Source organism: Streptomyces sp. NPDC056527, from assembly GCF_042794475.1.
In the GTDB taxonomy this organism is placed as follows: domain Bacteria; phylum Actinomycetota; class Actinomycetes; order Streptomycetales; family Streptomycetaceae; genus Streptomyces.
On the sequence record NZ_JBHTTQ010000001.1, the window covers coordinates 216,890 to 230,740 of the forward strand.

Below are 13,851 nucleotides of genomic sequence, written 5' to 3' on the forward strand. Positions count from 1 at the left end.
GGAGCCACCGTGCCGCAACACACCTTCATCCTCAACGGCAAGGCCGTCACGGCCGAGGTCGAGGACGACGTCCGGCTGCTGTGGGTGCTCCGGGACGTCCTGGGCGTCACCGGGCCCAAGTACGGCTGCGGCCTCGGCGTCTGCCAGGCGTGCACCAGCCATATCAACGGCAAGGCGTTCAACCCCTGTTCCGTCCCGGTGAAGGACATCGCCCCCACCGACGAGATCACCACCATCGAGGGCCTTCCCGCGACCGTGGGGCAGGAGCTCCACCCGATGCAGGAGGCCTGGCTCGACCTCGACGTCGCCCAGTGCGGCTACTGCCAGCCCGGGCAGATCATGACGGCGGTCGCCAAGGTCCGCCGGGCCCGTGAGGCCGGCCGGGAGATCGACGAGGCCGACCTCGACGAGATCCGCAACATCTGCCGCTGCGGCACCTACAACCGGATTCGTGAGGCGATCGTGGCGGGAGCGCGCCGCATGACATGACACCCGCACGGCCCGGTACGAGGGGGGCCGGCGCGCCGCCCGCCGAGCGGCATGGGTGGTCCGCGATCGTCGAGACTTCTGCCGACCGACGTCTTGTCGTGGGCGCGACAACTCCTTACCGTCGGGTAAGTTGCCCCGACCGGCGGGGTGTTCGATGTCGCACGTCTCCCGGAAGGACCCCCCCATGCCCGCAGTCCGGACGCGTGGTGCGCGCCGTCACCTGCTCGGTGCGCTCGCCGCCGCCCTCGCTCTCACCGTCACGGGAGGCGGCAGCGTCGCCGCCTCCTCCGCCGACTCCGCGCGGCCTGCCGGGCTGCGCGAGGTGATGTTCGTGGGGAACAACTGGGACGGCACCGCCGATGTCATCGAGTCCACTGGCGACTTCGCGCGCATCGGCCGCATCAACGTCATCCCCGACCGCGAAGCCCGGATGTGGGAGATCGGGCTCAACCCGCTCAAGCTGGCCTTCTTCCTGGGCATCCGGCAAGGGCCCGGCGAGGGCCACGACCAGTTCGTCGACGACATGTACGCCACGCCCGACGGCTCCGCGATGGTGGTCTCCCGGCCGAGCTTCGCCGATGTCGTCTCGATCGACCTGCGCACGGGCCGGATCAACTGGCGCTTCCCCGTCTCCGGATTCCGCTCCGACCACATGGCCGTCTCACCCGACGGCACCCGGGTCGCCGTCTCGGCCTCCACCTCCAACACCGTGCACGTCCTCGACATCACGACGGGCCGGGAGACCGGATCCTTCGCCACCGGCGACAAGCCGCACGAGAACGTCTTCTCGGCCGACGGCCGCCACCTCTGGAACATGGCCATCGGCGAGGTCACCACGGCCCTCGACGACCCGTTCTGGGACTGGACCAAGGGCGACCGCCGCATCACCGTCGTCGACGCCCTCACCTTCGAGCGGGTACGCGTCATCGACATGCGCGCCCGGCTCGACGCCTTCGGCCGCAAGGACCTCTCCGACGCCGTACGACCCGTCGCGTTCACCCCCGACGAGTCGAAGCTCTACTTCCAGGTCTCGTTCTTCAACGGCTTCCTCGAGTACGACGTCGCCGCCGACCGGATCACCCGCCTCAAGACGCTCCCTCAGAACCCGGCGACCGACCCTGACCGCACCACCTGGGTCAACGACTCCCGCCACCACGGCATGTCCATGAGCCCCGACGGCAAGCGGCTCTGCATCGCCGCCACCATGGACGACTACGCCACCGTCGTCGACCGGGAGACCCTGAAGGAGGGGCCGCTGGTGGAGGCGTCCAAGCCGTACTGGGCGACGGTCAGCGGCGACGGCCGCTCCTGCGTCATCTCGGAGAGCGGCACGGACCGTGTGACGGCGATCGACTTCGCCACCGGCCGCAAGGTCGCCTCGGTGGCCGTCGGCGACCACCCGCAGCGGGTCCGCCTCGCACACGTGCCCGCCGACTGGACCGGCCCGGCGGCGCGCTGAGGCGTCTCGGCCCGACCCATGACGGTCGCCGAGGGCGCCCATCGGACGCCCTCGGCCCTCAGTCCGCCGCGACGGACCCGTTCGCCAACTTCTCGCGCACGGCGTCGAGATACTCGGCGACCGCGTCCCGGTTGCGGGTCAGGAAACGGATGCGCTCGGTCATCCGGTCGCGCTCGTCCTCCAGCGTGGCGAGCATCTCGGGCGTCGCGTCGGGGAAGTGGATGACGAGGGGCTTGTCGAGGCACGGCAGGATCTGCTTGATGATCCGCGTCGGCAGCCCCGCGTCCAGCAGCCCGCGGATCTGGACGACCCGGTCCACGTTCGACTCGTCGTAGGCCCGGTAGCCGTTGGGCATGCGATCGGCGACGATGAGTCCCTGCTCCTCGTAGTAGCGCAGCAGCCTGCGCGGGGTGTCGGTGCGCTCCGACAGCTCTCCGATGCGCATGTGGTCCACCTCATGGGATCTCGCTTGACCCTCACATCAATGTGAAGGTTTCACCATACGAGCCATGAGCAACCACACGACATCCAAAGCCGGTTCGCCGACACGCGCCCAGAACCCAGGACCCGCGGGGAAGCTGCCCCTGCCCGCCCTTCTCGCCCTCGCCACGGCCGTCTTCGTCACCAGCCTGACCGAGACCCTGCCCGCCGGCGTCCTGCCCGCGATGAGCGCCGACCTCGGCGTCGGCGAGCCGGCCATGGGCCAGTCCGTCACCATCTACGCGATCGGGACCGCGCTCACCGCGATCCCGCTGGCCGCCGCCACCGCCGGCTGGCGGCGCAAGCGCCTGCTGCTCACCGCCGTCGCCGGCTTCGCCCTCGCCAACACGGTCACCGCCGTCTCCACCCACTACCCCCTCACCATGGCCGCCCGGTTCCTCGCGGGCGTCGCCGCCGGGCTCGCCTGGGCCCTGCTCGCCGGATTCGCCCGCCGCATGGTGCCCGTCCACCTCCAGGGCAAGGCGATCGCCGTCGTCATGACGGGCATCCCGCTCGCCCTCTCCCTCGGCGTGCCCGCGGGCACCTTCCTCGGCGCCGCGCTCGGCTGGCAGGTCGCCTTCCTGGTCATGAGCGCGCTCGCCGTCGCCCTCCTCGCCTGGATCGTGCTCACCGTCCCCGACCACCCCGGCCGGCCCAGCGGCGACCGGGCGCCCATCCGGCGCACCCTCGCCGTCCCCGGCGTGGCCCCCGTCCTGTTCGTCACCCTCGTCCTCGTCCTCGCCCACACGATCCTCTACACCTACGTCGCCGCCTTCCTCGACCACCTCGGCATGGGCGGCTCCACCGGACTCGTCCTCCTCGTCTTCGGTGGCGCCTCCCTCCTGAGCGTCTGGTTCACCGGCCTGCACATCGACCGCCGGCTGCGGACCCTGACCCTCGCCGGGATCGTGCTCTTCGCCGTCGCGGCCGGAGCCCTCGCCGTGGCCGCCGACAGCACCGCACTCGTCTACGCCGCCGCCACGCTGTGGGGCCTCGGCTGGGGCGGCGCGCCGACCCTGCTGCAGACCGCCGTGGGCGACGCGGGCGGCGAGGCGGCGGACACCGCTCAGACCATGCTCGTCAGCCTCTGGAACGCCGCCATGGCGGGAGGAGGCGTCGCCGGCGGACTGCTCCTCGATCTGCTCGGCGCCGCCGCACTCCCCTGGAGCGTCCTGCTGCTCCTCGCGCCCGTCCTGATCGTCGTGGCAGCCGCCCGTGCCCACGGATTCCCCGCCCGCCGAGTGCCCTCCGGCACATGACCGCCGCGGTCTCCAGGGCCGCCACCCCTACCCGTAGTACTTCAGAGCTACTCGCCGACTGTCCCCTCCGGCGGGACGCCGACTACAGGGCGTGATCCATACGTTCGGCACCGGAACGAAGCACCTCGTCCGGTACGGAAGGACCACACCATGGCGTCCCGCCCGCGCAGCCGTCTGCGCCGCACGCTGCTCGCCGCACTCGTCACCGCTTCGGTGGCGGTGCCGACGGCGGGTGCCGCCCGCCCCGCCGCCGTCCCGGCTCCCGCACCCGCCGAACTCGGCCCGCTCGCCCGGGTCACGGCCGCGGACCTCGACGCGCGGTACGCCGCCAACCGGGACGCCGTCCGCGCCGCCGAACGGACCGCCGCCGACTACGGAGACCGGAATCGGGCCGCCGCCCTGCGCGCCATGGCGGGCCCGAACCGCCACTTCCTCTCCTTCGACGGCCGCGACGGCGGACGCAGCGTGGAGGTCGTCGGCGACCTGGCGCGCGCCGAACACCTCGCCGTCCTCGTCCCCGGCTCCGACACCGCGCTCGGCAGCGAGCGTCTCCGCAACGGCGCCGTCGCGCTCCAGCGCCGGCTGGGCGGGCGCGCCGCCGTCCTCGCCTGGCTCGGCTACCCGACCCCCGCCACCGCGAGCGCGGCCGCCCTCACCCCGGGGCGGGCCGAGGAGGCCGCCCCCGGACTGCGCGACTTCGTAACGGAGTTGAGAGCCGCGAAGCCCGCGGCCCGTCTCACCCTCCTCTGTCACTCCTACGGCTCGGTCGTCTGCGCCAAAGCGGCGCCCGGGCTCCCCGTCGCCGGAATCGTCCTCTACGGAAGCCCGGGGGCCGGCGCCGACAGCGCCGCGGACCTGCGGACCACGGCCACCGTCTGGGCCGGGCGGGGTCGATCGGACTGGATCGCCCACGTGCCCCACCTCCGCGTGCCCCTGCCCCTCGGGGAGCTGGGATTCGGCACGGACCCCCTCGCGCCGGAGTTCGGGGCCAGGGTCTTCGACGCCGGCGACGGCGGACACAGCGACTACCTCGTCCCCGGCTCCGTAGCGCTGAGGCGGCTCGCGAGCATCGTCGAGGGACGGGACCCGGCCGATGCGTGAACTCGTCCGCCGCATCGAGGCGGCCACCCCGCCGGGCCGCGACCGTGCCGTCGACGCCCTGCGTGGCCTCGCCATCCTCGGCGTGGTCCTCGGCCACTGGCTCGTGACCGCCCTGATCGCCGACAGCGGCACGGTCCGTGTCGCCAGCCCCCTGCAGGACCTGCCCGAATTCACCCCCGTCTCCTGGGTGTTCCAGACCCTGGCCGTCTTCTTCCTGGTCGGCGGGCAGGTCGCCGCCACGAGCCACGCCGCCTCCCGCGCCCGGCAGGAGAGCCACCGCCGCTGGCTCGCGGCCCGGCTGGGACGGCTCTTCAGGCCCGTCGCCGCCGTGCTCGCGCTGTGGAGTGTCGCGGCGCTCGCCATGCTCGCCACCGGGGTGCCCTGGCCGACCGTGTACGCCCTCGGCAAGCTCGTGCTCTCTCCGCTCTGGTTCCTGCTCGTCTTCGCCGCGCTCACGGCGGCGACCCCGCTCGTCGCCCGGATCCATCCGCTCTGGCCCCTCGCCGTCGTCCTGCACGTCGACGTGATCCGCTTCGGCCTCGACGGACCTGCCTGGCTCGGCTGGATCAACGTGGCCGCCGGCTGGCTCGTGCCGTACTGCCTGGGCACCGCCTGGTCCCGGCACGGGCTCAAGGGCGGGACGACCGGCTGGGTCCTGCTGCTCGGCGGAGCCGCGGCGACCGCCCTCCTCGTCCTCTTCGCCGGCTACCCCGGCTCCATGGTCGGCGTGCCCGGCGCGCCGATATCCAACCTCAACCCGCCCACGCTCGCCGCCGTCACCTTCGGCCTCGCCCAGTGCGGCGGAGCCCTGCTGCTGCTCGGCCCGCTGCGCCGGGCCCTGCGCCGGCCCGCCGCCTGGGCCGCGGTCGCGCTGCTCAACCTCGGTGCGATGACCGTCTTCCTCTGGCACCAGACGGCGATGATCGCCGTCACCGTCACCGGGCGCATGGCCGGCGAACTCCTCGGCCGCGGACCGCTCCCCGGCCTGCACACCGTGCCGGACGGGTACGGCTGGGTCCTGGCCCGCCTCGTCTGGCTGCCGCTCTTCGCGCTCGCGCTGCTGGTGTGCGTCGCCGCGTTCCGTACGTACGAACAGGGCGGCCGCCGCCCCGCCCGCGAGAGGCGACCCGAGGTGAGCAAGGAGATCCGACGTGCCTAGGCTGGACGCAGCGGACGAGGGGGAACAGGTGGGGGAGGGTTACGGGCGGACCCTGATGGGCGCCCTGGGCCGGGTGCCGCGCACCCTGCGCGAGGACCTCTGGACGATGGCCCGCGACCCGCTGCCCCGCCAGGCGTGGTTCGGCTGGCTGCCGCACGGACACCTCGTGCTGCTCGCCCTCGTCGCGGGCCTGGCCAAGATGGCCGAGTACGTCAGCGCCATACCGGACCTCACGGGACCCGTGCAGCTGCTCATCGTCCTCCAGGCCGCGGCCCTGGTCCTCGCGCTGAGCCGTCCCGTGCCGGCCTGGTGGCTCTCCACGGTCACCCTGTTCCTGACCGCGGAGATCGCCGAGTCGACCGTCGGACCCGACCTGGTGTGGCCCTGGAGCGTCTGGGGCATCGTGGTCCACACCTTCGTGGTGCTGCTGCTCGCCCTGCGCGTCCCACTCCGTGTCACCGTCGTCACCCTCGTGATCACCGTGCTGTCCGGAGTGGTCAACACCGTTGTTCCCACGGGCTTTCCGCACAACGAGGACCTCGGCGGCGGCGCCATCGCCTTCGCGACCGCGGCGGTGGTGGGAGCCTCGCTGCGGATGAGCCGAGTGGCGCGGACCCAGCTCGTCGCCCAGGAGGTCATCACCGCCGAGGAACGGTCCCGGCGCACGCTTCTGGAGGAGCGCGGCCGGATCGCCCGCGAGCTGCACGACGTCGTCGCCCACCACATGTCGGTCATCTCCATCCAGGCCCAGGTCGCCCCCCACCTGGTCGAGAACCCCTCCGACGAGCTGAGGGAGAACCTCGCCGGCATCCGGCAGAACGCCGTCGAGGCGCTGACCGAACTGCGCCGGGTCCTGGGCGTCCTACGGGCGGAGGACCCGGCAGCCGACGGTGTGCCGCACACCCCCCAGCCCACCCTGGACAGGCTCGACGAACTCCTCGACAACGTCCGTGCCGCCGGGCTCACCGTCGACGCGACCACCACGGGAGAACGCCGTCCGCTCTCGCCGGGCGTCGAACTCTCCGCGTACCGCATCGTCCAGGAGGCGCTGAGCAACGCGATGCGGCACGCGCCGGGGGCGAGAGTCCGGGTGGAGACCGGCCATCTCGCGGCCGGGCTCACCCTCCGGATCACCAACACCCCACCGAACCGACGCACCGACCTCTCCGCGGCCCCGCTCTCGCCGGGCCTCGGGCACGGCCTGCTCGGCATGCGCGAGCGCACGGCCATGCTGGGCGGCGAACTCACAGCAGGACCCACTCCGGACGGCGGCTACGAGGTGACCGCCACCCTCCCCATCGAACTCCGCAAGGACGGCACATGACGAGCAGTACGATCCGGGTCCTCATCGTCGACGACCAGATGATGGTCCGGCAGGGCTTCACCGTGCTGCTCGACGCCGAGCCCGGCATCCAGGTCGTCGGACAGGCCGTGGACGGCGAGGAGGCCGTCGCCAAGGTCGCCGAACTCGCCCCCGACGTCGTCCTGATGGACATCCGGATGCCCGGCATAGGCGGCATCGAGGCCACCCGCCTCATCACCGGGCCCGCCGACGCCGCCGTGAAGGTGCTCGTCCTGACCACCTTCGACCTCGACGAGTACGTGTACGAGGCGCTGCGCGCCGGCGCCTCCGGGTTCCTCCTCAAGGACGCCTCGGCCGACGAACTCGCCCATGCGGTACGGGTGGTGGCGGGCGGCGACGCACTGCTCGCGCCCAACCTCACGAAGCGCCTCATCGCCGAATTCTCCCGGCTGAGCGCGGGACCCCGAGCCCCGCGCCTGGACCGCGTCGGCGATCTGACGGAACGCGAGACCGAGGTCCTGAGCCTGATCGCCAACGGGCTCTCCAACGCCGAGATAGCCTCCCGGCTGGTCGTCGCCGAACAGACCGTCAAGACCCATGTGAGCCGCATCCTGATCAAGCTCGGTCTGCGTGACCGGACCCAGGCGGCGGTGTACGCCTACGACACCGGCCTGGTCCGCCCGGCCGGCCACTGACGCACGCGGTACCGCGCTCAGGAAAGGGGAGCGGCCGCGACTGTCCAGGACAGCCGCGGCCGCTCGTTCGGTCCGGTCGTCAGACGGCCGGAGGTACCCGTGACGGGCGGCCGGAGCCGCGGGTCAGGGAGTAGCCGCCGATGCCGGCGAGCGCGCCGAGGACTCCGCCGACGGCGGTCCAGACCCATCGGTCGGACCACCAGCCCGAGGACCAGCCGTCCTCGGGAGCCCGCGCCTCGACCGCCGACGGCGTGTCGCCCGCGGCCGCGTCCTCCGTCGTGGCACCCGGCACCAGCGGCGCAGCGAGCGTGCCGTCGCCCGCGTACGCGCCGCCCTTCTCCGCGGAGACCGCACCCACCCGAGCCGTGAACGGCTGACCGAGGTCGTCCTCGGGGATGCCGGTGACCGTCAGCCGGACGTAATAGCTGCCGGGCAGCGGGTCGTTGTCCCAGGTCTCTGCCCAGGGGCGGACCGTGCGCAGGGTGCAGGACAGCTCCACGGAGCCGGCGTCCTTCGCCGCGTTCCGGGACTGCATCCCGTACATGCACGGCTGACGGCGGCGCAGTCCGTCGTAGACGTCGATCCGCCAGGTCGAGGCGCCGTGCCGGGCGGCGGCCTCGGGGAGCGCGACCGAGGCGGTCACGGTGGGCCGCTGCCCGGTGTCCGCGGGGAACACCCAGTAGAGGTAGTCACCCGTGGAGGCCTCGGCCGTGGCCTGCTGGCCCTGCTTGAACGCGGCGGCGGTGCGGAAGGTGGTGCCCGCCTCCGTCGGCCCGGCCGTCGCGGAGGCGCTCGCGCTGCCGCTCGGGGACGGCGTGTCCGCGAGGGCGGGCACGACGCCCGGGCCGAGGAGCCCGGCGCCCGCTAGGAGGACGGTGGTCAGCGTGCGTACGGTACGCATCAGTTGGTCCTCCAGACGGCGACGCGCCAGCGGGACACCCAGCCCCACAGCAGACCACCCACGAAACCGGCCAGTACCAGCACGCCGAGCAGCCACCAGCCACGTCCGAGGCCGAAGGCGGCCACGTCGGACGCCTCGTCGGGCGCGTCGACCAGGTCGACGGTCAGCTCGATCGGCATTCCCGGGGTCGTCTTCACCGACGGCGGCGCGGAGAAGGAGTTGCTGACCTGGAGGCAGACGGTCTCCGCCGCGGGCTTGCCGTCCGAGTCGATGTCGTCGAGCGGCGGCTTGGGATAGCGCAGACCGGTCGAGATGACGTCCGTACGTCCGTCGCCCGCCTCGGAACCCCGTACGACCTCACGGCCGTGCACGGTCACCGCGCGCAGCAGGACGCCGTAGTCGTCGTTGACGGCGCGGTCGGCGGCCACGCTCACCGAGGCGCGCAGCTCCTGTCCGGGCAGCACGTCGACGCGGTACCAGCGGTGGCGGCCGAAGACCTGGCGGTCGGTGTAGAGGCCGGGCTTGAGCTGCGGGGCGTCCGCGCAGCGCTCGGCGCCCTCGGTCGCCACCGGGGTGACCACCGGGTCCGCCGCACGGTCGACCAGCTGGCGGACCCTCTTGGAGAGTTCCTCGGTGTGCCTGACCGAGGTGTACGTACCGCCGGTCGCCTCGGCGATACAGGTGAGCTGCTGCCGGATCTTGGCGTTCGGCACCAGGCCCAGCGTGTCGATGGTCAGATGGATGCCCTTGGCGGCGATGTCGCGGGCCACCTCGCAGGGGTCGAGCGGGGCGCAGGTGTCCTCCCCGTCCGTGATGAGCACGATCCGGCGGGTGGCGTCACCGCCCTTGAGGTCCTCGGCCGCACCGAGCAGCGCGGGGCCGATCGGGGTCCAGCCGGTGGGGGCCAGCGTGGCCACCGCCGTCTTCGCCTCGGTCCGGTCGAGAGGGCCGACGGGGTAGAGCTGCCTGGTGTCCTCGCAACCCTTCTTCCGGTCCGGTCCGGGATAGTCGGCGCCGAGCGTGCGTATGCCGAGCTGCACCTCCTCGGGCACGGCGTCGAGCACCTCGTTGAAGGCCTGCTTGGCAGCGGCCATCCGGGACTGGCCGTCGATGTCGCGGGCCCGCATCGAGCCGCTGACGTCGAGGACCAGCTCGACCTTGGGGGGTTCCTTCGCCGCCGGTTCGTCGGCGGCGGCGCCGGTCGGGACGAGCCCGACGGCCAGGGCGGCGAGCAGCGCGCAGGCTCCGGTCGCCAGCCGTTTTCTCGTGATCATCTGCCGGATCGTAGGGATGATCGTCCGACAATCCAAAACGACGCCGTGCGCGGACTCCTGAGGAGGCGTCCGCGCGCGGACGCCGAGCGGTCAGGCCGACCGTGCCGGCGGTGTTCCGGGTTCGGGAAATCCGCTCGGCAGCCGGCGTCCCAGGCCGTGCGCTGGTTGCCGTGCGGGGGATGCCGCCCGCGCGCTTGAGCATCCCCGCCGGATAGGACCTGTCCGGCACCCGCCAGGTGTCAACGCGGCCGACTGGATCCCGGTGCGGAAGTCGCCGCCGCCCACCGGCGCCTCGTCCTCGAACGCTGAGGCCCCCGTGCCGCCCCTGTCTCCGACGCTACGAGCCGCCACTGACCGACCTGTCGGCGGGCTGCGGGATCACCGCACGGATACCTCGCCGCCGGCGATGCTCACGCATCGCGCGGGATGGATACGCGTGGTCCGCCAGAACGGCGTCTGGCCGGGTTCGCGGTCTTCCCGGCCCGCTTCGCGGAACACGGATGCCTGCCATGACCACCTCGAAGGCCGGCGCGTCGCCCGCCTGGCCCGCGGGGACGCGGAGGACCAAGGGCCGTGCATGGCTGTCGCTGACGAGATGGACCTTCGTACTCAGGCCGCCGCGGGAATGTCCGAGCGCGTGGTCATCGGGCTCGGCCCGAAATGACGCCCCCTTTCTGGCTTCGGCGGCGTGCTGGTGAGCCCGGCAGACGGTGGAGTCCACCGACACAGTCCAGCCGATTTCGTCAGCGTCGTCGGCCGCTGCCTGGAGCGCGGCGAGGATCCGTTCCCAGGTGCCGTCCACGGCCCACCTGAGCAGCCGTTTGTGAGCGGTCTGGAATGAGCCCAGCTCGTCCGACAGGTCCCTCCAGGGCAACCCGGTGCGGTACTTCCACGCGATGGCCTCCAGGGTTCGACGATGGTCGGCCCATCGCCGACCACGGACCGGATCGGCCGGCATCAACGGCTCGATCCGGTCCCACATCGCATCAGTGATCACCCACCGGACAGAAACATCCGATCAACCGACGAGCAGATCAAGGAGACACGCTCTAGCGACGCCATACCCTTCGCGCCCCTCGGGACGGCTCGCTCGGGTCAGCCGGATCGAGGGTGAGTTCCCACCGGTGCCTGCTCTTGTCGATGGTGACCAGGATGGGCCCGCTGGGCAGGGCGACCTTTTCCCGGACCCGGCGACCGTTCCACTCGTGCACGAGCCGCTTGGCAGGGAGCCTCAGGTCACTGGGGGAGTCACCCCAGTGGTAGTGCATCTGGAACCAGCCCTCGTGCGGGTCCTCCGCCCGCACCTTCAACTCGGCCGCGGGGCCGGTGTGGACGAAGACTTCCCGACCGCTGCCCGCGATGGTGCCGAAGTCCAGCGGCAGGGCTGCCGACAGGGGCAGGACGGTGAGCTGCCACGCCCCGGAGTTGCGCACCTTCAGGGTGAGCGGCCCGCCCTTGCGGTTGGGCACCATCAGGGTTCGGCCGTAGTGATCAGGCAGGTCGGACAGGAAGACATCGTCCTCGTGGCCGGATATCTTGACGGAGATGAAGTTGTACTCCTCCGTCCGTGCCTCCAGGATCACCGGCTCCCCGTCGGGCGGAAACGGCAGATCCACAGTGACCGTCTTCGCACCCTTGCCGCGATAGACGCACGGCTCGAACGCGAAGAAGCCGGTCGTCCAGGACGGGGGCTCGAGGGATGCGCCGACGGCGGGCGTCGCGGCGGCGTACGCGGGCGCGAACCCGGCGGGCGCGGAAACAGGCGGAATGGGTGAGGTGGGGTACGTCGCGGAATCGCTCGACGGGCCGGGCCCGGACGACACCTGGTCCGCCCTGTACACATCCGGCCCCGGTACCGACGGAGCCCCGGGAGCCACCACGCCGGAGCCCGTCTTGCCCACACCGGCGAGCGGCACTGGGCCGGACGTGGAGGGCACGGCCGGCGACGCCGAGGGGACCACCAGCGCCGGTGGTGACACCGCCGTCACCGCCCCCGCGCCCCCTACGTCCTGCGTCAGGCCCGCGAGCCCGTCTGCGTAGCCCTGCCCCACCGCGCGGAACCGCCATGCCCCATCGCGCCGGTACAGCTCACCCAGCACGAACGCGGTCTCGGTGGTGGCGTCCGTGACCGCGTACTGCGCGACGATGGTTCCGTCGAGCGTGCTCAACTGGGCGTAGAGACCGCGGACCTGTCCGAAGGTCCCGTCTGCGCAGGATCCGACTATCAGTACCCGCTGGACGTCGGGTTCGACGCGGAGCAGGTCCAACTCCAGCCATTCGGCGAGCTGTCCGGCGCTTTGTCCCGTGCCGACGTGCCGAACGGCGCCCGAGGGGTGGACGGGCCGGTCGTGGAAGACGATGTCGGCATCGCCGCGCACCGCTCCGGTCGCGTCGAGCAGAAGGGCCGCGGCTGACACGGTCGGCGCACCTGGCACCGACTGTCGGCCCACGGCAACACGCAGAGGGACGGCGGGGGCGGGCGCGTTCGCACCCTTGATCATGTGCGTCATACGGCACATGGTGGCATTGGGGCAGACACCAGGAGAAGATCTCCGGCGCGGCACACGCCATTCCAAACACGCCATTTCAACAGGGCACTTCGTCAAGGTCAGCGGGATCGCAACGCTCCTGTCGCTCGCCGCTGAAACAGGCCGGAGGAAGATTCGGTGCTCTTCGCGTCGCCTTCAGTGCTCGGTTGCGATAGTCCGGGCGGCGGCCGAACGCAGTGCCACCGCAGGACGACAATGACGCGCGGGTCGCGGTGGAGTCGCTTCACCTTCCAGTAGTCGAGTCAGGTCCACACGTCAGGCTCGTCGCCCTCGGCGGCGAACCACGCCGGGCCGACGGGCGTGGGATTCTCCAGCTGTCGGGCGGTGTGACGTGTGTCAGCGGTAGAACTGCCGGAGTTCCTGATGTGTGCGCCGTGTACATTAATTGCATGAGTGAGCGGTGTCAACATTCGGTGGGCTCGTCCAGATCTGCTGCCCAACAGGCGGCTGACCTGGAGATTGTCGGGCGATGCGCTTGCTTGTCGAGCATCGCTCAACAAGCTATGGTCGGCGGCCATGACTGCGAAGTCCGTACCGGCCCGTGTACGGCTGAAGCCAGAAGAGCGCAGGGCTCAGCTGATCAGCATCGGCCTGCGCCTGCTCACCACCCGTCCCATCCATGAGATGTCCATCGACGAGGTGGCCGCCGAGGCGGGCATCTCCCGCGGGCTGCTCTTCCACTACTTCCCGACCAAACGGGACTACTACGTCGCAGTGGTCCAGGCGGGCGGACGTCGGCTGCTTCTTCACGCCAAGGCGCCGGACGAGGGAATGCCGACGCAACGGGTACGCGGGATCGTCGACGGCTTCGTGTCCTTCGTGCAGCGCCGCAAGAGCAACTACGTGGCCGTCGTGCGGGCCGCGGCGGGCGGCGACGAACTGGTGCTGGAAGTCTTCGAGGAAAACCGAGGGATCCTCACCGATCGTGTCCTGGAGGCCGCCGGGGTCCAGACGCCTACGCCGCTGCACCGGCTGGCCGTGCGCGGCTGGCTGGCCATGGCGGAAGAGATGGCCATCAGCGCCACCGACGAGGTCATCGCCAAGGCCGACCTCGTCGATCTCCTTGTGAGCGGTCTGGAACGGATCATGGAACGGTTCGCCACGGGCCACCACTGACATCGACGGGCAAGCACCCCCCCCGCATGCACGTCTGCTCGCTCACTGAGCGATGCTCGACAAGAA

Annotated in this window: 12 protein-coding genes and 2 pseudogenes; 8 read left to right on the top strand and 6 right to left on the bottom strand. The window is 71.6% G+C overall.

Annotated features, from left to right (window positions below; translation table 11 throughout):
- Positions 1–9 precede the first annotated feature (9 nt).
- Positions 10–489, top strand: a complete 480-nt coding sequence (locus ACFQ7Q_RS01055) for a (2Fe-2S)-binding protein (RefSeq protein ID WP_383547985.1) — start codon at positions 10–12, stop codon at positions 487–489.
- A gap of 184 nt (positions 490–673) precedes the next feature.
- A complete protein-coding gene (locus ACFQ7Q_RS01060; protein WP_383547987.1) occupies positions 674–1,948 on the top strand; it encodes a YncE family protein in 1,275 nt (424 codons plus the stop codon).
- A 58-nt stretch (positions 1,949–2,006) separates the two neighbouring features.
- Here ACFQ7Q_RS01060 and ACFQ7Q_RS01065 read toward each other — a convergent pair whose 3' ends face one another.
- The gene (locus tag ACFQ7Q_RS01065; protein ID WP_383547989.1) at positions 2,007–2,393 is read right to left on the bottom strand and encodes a MerR family transcriptional regulator; all 387 of its coding nucleotides are present in this window, start codon (positions 2,391–2,393) and stop codon (positions 2,007–2,009) included.
- A 64-nt stretch (positions 2,394–2,457) separates the two neighbouring features.
- Between ACFQ7Q_RS01065 and ACFQ7Q_RS01070 the strand changes: the two genes are divergently transcribed.
- The 5 genes from ACFQ7Q_RS01070 (at position 2,458) to ACFQ7Q_RS01090 (ending at position 7,945) form a co-directional block, all read left to right on the top strand.
- Positions 2,458–3,687, top strand: a complete 1,230-nt coding sequence (locus ACFQ7Q_RS01070) for an MFS transporter (RefSeq protein ID WP_383547992.1) — start codon at positions 2,458–2,460, stop codon at positions 3,685–3,687.
- A 150-nt stretch (positions 3,688–3,837) separates the two neighbouring features.
- Positions 3,838–4,788 carry an alpha/beta hydrolase gene (locus tag ACFQ7Q_RS01075; protein ID WP_383547995.1) on the top strand — a complete coding sequence of 317 codons (951 nt, stop codon included), beginning with the start codon at positions 3,838–3,840 and terminating at the stop codon, positions 4,786–4,788.
- Positions 4,781–5,947 (top strand): acyltransferase, encoded by a 1,167-nt coding sequence (locus ACFQ7Q_RS01080; RefSeq protein ID WP_383547997.1) that lies wholly within the window; start codon positions 4,781–4,783, stop codon positions 5,945–5,947. The genes ACFQ7Q_RS01075 and ACFQ7Q_RS01080 overlap by 8 nt, the downstream gene beginning before the upstream one ends.
- Positions 5,940–7,271: a sensor histidine kinase gene (locus ACFQ7Q_RS01085; protein ID WP_383548000.1), complete on the top strand. Its 1,332-nt coding sequence runs from the start codon at positions 5,940–5,942 to the stop codon at positions 7,269–7,271. Before ACFQ7Q_RS01080 ends, ACFQ7Q_RS01085 begins: the two co-directional genes overlap by 8 nt.
- Positions 7,268–7,945 carry a response regulator gene (locus ACFQ7Q_RS01090; RefSeq protein WP_383548003.1) on the top strand — a complete coding sequence of 226 codons (678 nt, stop codon included), beginning with the start codon at positions 7,268–7,270 and terminating at the stop codon, positions 7,943–7,945. The genes ACFQ7Q_RS01085 and ACFQ7Q_RS01090 overlap by 4 nt, the downstream gene beginning before the upstream one ends.
- A gap of 79 nt (positions 7,946–8,024) precedes the next feature.
- Here the strand turns inward: ACFQ7Q_RS01090 and ACFQ7Q_RS01095 are convergent, their stop codons facing one another.
- The 5 genes and pseudogenes from ACFQ7Q_RS01095 to ACFQ7Q_RS01115 form a co-directional block, all read right to left on the bottom strand.
- Positions 8,025–8,846 carry a hypothetical protein gene (locus tag ACFQ7Q_RS01095; RefSeq protein ID WP_383548006.1) on the bottom strand — a complete coding sequence of 274 codons (822 nt, stop codon included), beginning with the start codon at positions 8,844–8,846 and terminating at the stop codon, positions 8,025–8,027.
- Complete coding sequence (locus ACFQ7Q_RS01100; RefSeq protein WP_383548008.1) at positions 8,846–10,120, bottom strand: VWA domain-containing protein; 1,275 nt, start codon at positions 10,118–10,120, stop codon at positions 8,846–8,848. The genes ACFQ7Q_RS01095 and ACFQ7Q_RS01100 overlap by 1 nt, the downstream gene beginning before the upstream one ends.
- 107 nt (positions 10,121–10,227) lie before the next feature.
- Positions 10,228–10,328 (bottom strand): annotated as a pseudogene (locus tag ACFQ7Q_RS01105) (flavodoxin family protein); the annotation flags it as partial.
- A gap of 150 nt (positions 10,329–10,478) precedes the next feature.
- Positions 10,479–11,117: pseudogene (locus tag ACFQ7Q_RS01110) on the bottom strand (IS5 family transposase); the annotation flags it as partial.
- A 52-nt stretch (positions 11,118–11,169) separates the two neighbouring features.
- Positions 11,170–12,537 (bottom strand): TerD family protein, encoded by a 1,368-nt coding sequence (locus ACFQ7Q_RS01115; RefSeq protein WP_383548011.1) that lies wholly within the window; start codon positions 12,535–12,537, stop codon positions 11,170–11,172.
- Between the two features lie 648 nt (positions 12,538–13,185).
- On the opposite strand from ACFQ7Q_RS01115, the gene ACFQ7Q_RS01120 reads away from it, so the two are divergent.
- Positions 13,186–13,785, top strand: coding sequence for a TetR/AcrR family transcriptional regulator (locus ACFQ7Q_RS01120; protein WP_383548014.1), 600 nt, complete (start codon positions 13,186–13,188; stop codon positions 13,783–13,785).
- Positions 13,786–13,851: the final 66 nt, after the last annotated feature.

Coding starts and splice junctions, on each gene's coding strand:
- ACFQ7Q_RS01070 (WP_383547992.1), top strand. CDS start 2,458: ATGAGCAACCACACGACATCCAAAGCCGGTTCGCCGACACGCGCCCAG.
- ACFQ7Q_RS01120 (WP_383548014.1), top strand. CDS start 13,186: ATGACTGCGAAGTCCGTACCGGCCCGTGTACGGCTGAAGCCAGAAGAG.
- ACFQ7Q_RS01065 (WP_383547989.1), bottom strand. CDS start 2,393: ATGCGCATCGGAGAGCTGTCGGAGCGCACCGACACCCCGCGCAGGCTG.
- ACFQ7Q_RS01060 (WP_383547987.1), top strand. CDS start 674: ATGCCCGCAGTCCGGACGCGTGGTGCGCGCCGTCACCTGCTCGGTGCG.
- ACFQ7Q_RS01075 (WP_383547995.1), top strand. CDS start 3,838: ATGGCGTCCCGCCCGCGCAGCCGTCTGCGCCGCACGCTGCTCGCCGCA.
- ACFQ7Q_RS01100 (WP_383548008.1), bottom strand. CDS start 10,120: ATGATCACGAGAAAACGGCTGGCGACCGGAGCCTGCGCGCTGCTCGCC.
- ACFQ7Q_RS01090 (WP_383548003.1), top strand. CDS start 7,268: ATGACGAGCAGTACGATCCGGGTCCTCATCGTCGACGACCAGATGATG.
- ACFQ7Q_RS01095 (WP_383548006.1), bottom strand. CDS start 8,846: ATGCGTACCGTACGCACGCTGACCACCGTCCTCCTAGCGGGCGCCGGG.
- ACFQ7Q_RS01080 (WP_383547997.1), top strand. CDS start 4,781: ATGCGTGAACTCGTCCGCCGCATCGAGGCGGCCACCCCGCCGGGCCGC.